This window comes from Planktosalinus sp. (assembly GCF_059864935.1).
In genome coordinates this window covers 1-1,573 of the sequence record NZ_JCBCCK010000170.1, presented here as the reverse complement: position 1 = coordinate 1,573, position 1,573 = coordinate 1, and the positions used below count along the sequence as shown (strand labels likewise).

The window sequence follows — 1,573 nt, the reverse complement described above, 5'->3', positions numbered from 1 at the left end:
GCCATAGAAATTGAACTGGTTGATGTGGAAGAACGCGAGTATATGCTGAAAAAAGCCGTGCTGGACATTAAAGACGATTACGATTTCATCATTATAGACTGTGCCCCTTCACTTGGGCTTTTAACGCTCAATGCACTCACGGCAGCCGACTCAGTTTTAATCCCTATACAGTGTGAATATTTTGCTCTCGAAGGTCTTGGAAAATTACTCAACACCATCAAAAGCGTTCAAAAAATTCACAATGCAGATTTGGATATAGAAGGCTTGCTGCTCACGATGTATGACTCGCGTTTGCGCCTGTCAAATCAAGTGGTTGACGAAGTAAAAAAACACTTCAGTGAAATGGTTTTTAAAACAATCATTCAACGAAATGTGCGTTTAAGTGAAGCACCCAGTTATGGTGAAAGTATTATTACCTATGATGCCGACAGTAAAGGAGCCAACAATTACCTGAGCCTGGCAGAAGAACTTATTAATAAAAACAGTTAATCATAATTATAATTCCTGTTTGAAATTGACAAACACCAATTTACCATTAACGATTAACCAATAACCATTAACGAATAAAAAATGGCCAAAGCCACAAAAAAACAAGCTTTAGGCAGGGGACTTTCAGCTTTACTGAAAGACCCTGACAACGACATTCAATCAGCCAACGATAAGGGTGCAGACAAAGTGGTGGGAAGTATTGTTGAGCTTGAACTCGAAAGCATAGAGGTCAACCCGCACCAACCCCGAAGCAGTTTTAATGAGGAAACCCTTCAGGAACTAGCTTCTTCTATTAAGGAACTTGGCGTTATCCAACCCATAACAGTAAGAAAACTCGGGTTCAATACATTTCAGCTCGTTTCCGGTGAGCGCCGTTACCGCGCTTCAAAACTGGTGGGCTTAAAAACCATACCGGCTTACATTCGCATTGCCAACGATCAGGAGTCACTCGAAATGGCTTTGGTGGAAAACATACAGCGTCAGGATTTGGACCCCATTGAAATTGCCCTTTCTTACAGTCGGTTAATAGAAGAAATACAACTTACCCAGGAAGAGATGAGTAACCGCGTGGGAAAAAACCGCTCGACAATTGCCAACTACCTACGCCTGCTAAAACTCGATCCCATTATTCAAACCGGAATGCGAGACGGCTTTATCACTATGGGTCATGGGCGGGCACTGATAACGCTAGAAGACACTTCAGATCAATTGGAGGTGTATGAAAAAATCATTTCTGATTCGCTTTCGGTGAGAGATACAGAAGCTCTGGTGAGAAACATCCAAAACCCCGGTCAAAAAAAGGCACCATCAAAAGTTGAGACTCCTGTCTATGCCCGCAAGGCCGGCAAAGAACTTTCAGACTTGTTTGAGGTAAAAGTGGATGTAAAAGCCAACGCTTCCGGCAAAGGAAAGCTCATCATTCCTTTTAAAAACAAAGCTGAATTTGAACGCATTTCCAAACTGATTCAGGGTGAAAAATAAGTTTTTGGTACTACTGCTTTTGTGCTTTTCCGGCTTTCAAATGCAAAGTCAGGTGGCAGATACACTGAATGTAGTTACTGAAGACAGTATGCTTAAAGCCGAT

General features: G+C 41.9%; 2 protein-coding genes. Both read left to right on the top strand.

The window, feature by feature from the left end; translation table 11 throughout:
- Positions 1-489 (top strand): AAA family ATPase (locus AC6F75_RS06525; RefSeq protein ID WP_500714150.1); only part of this gene is annotated, 489 nt, incomplete at its 5' end.
- Positions 490-570: 81 nt separating this feature from the next.
- Positions 571-1,470 (top strand): ParB/RepB/Spo0J family partition protein, encoded by a 900-nt coding sequence (locus tag AC6F75_RS06520; RefSeq protein WP_500714149.1) that lies wholly within the window; start codon positions 571-573, stop codon positions 1,468-1,470.
- Positions 1,471-1,573: the final 103 nt, after the last annotated feature.